Origin of the sequence: Arthrobacter sp. 260 (assembly GCF_013116745.1) — a bacterium.
In the GTDB taxonomy this organism is placed as follows: Bacteria; Actinomycetota; Actinomycetes; order Actinomycetales; family Micrococcaceae; genus Arthrobacter_D.
On the sequence record NZ_JABFOE010000077.1, the window covers coordinates 1 to 250 of the forward strand.

Here is a 250-nt window from a genome sequence, read left to right on the forward strand (position 1 = left end):
CTTTTGATACAGTCAATGGTTTGTTCAGATCCACGATCGCTAAATATGCCCAATACCCTTCACGGATATACCCACGCTCTTCGATTTGGAAGCAATCAGCCACTGCGTGCGCCGTTTTTTCAGCGATGAGCTCGAGGCTGATGTGACCCTCTTTGGCTAAATCAATCATCAATAATAAGGGATGCTGCACTAAAGGCAAGCCAGACGGCGCCTTCCAAAAACTCTGCGATTTCTCCTCCCAGGTGTGTGG

The 250-nt window shown here is 48.4% G+C and carries 1 protein-coding gene; it reads right to left on the minus strand.

The genetic code is table 11. The features are described from left to right. Positions 1 to 199 (minus strand): hypothetical protein (locus HMI57_RS18935; RefSeq protein WP_216607710.1); only part of this gene is annotated, 199 nt, incomplete at its 3' end. Positions 200 to 250 lie beyond the last annotated feature (51 nt).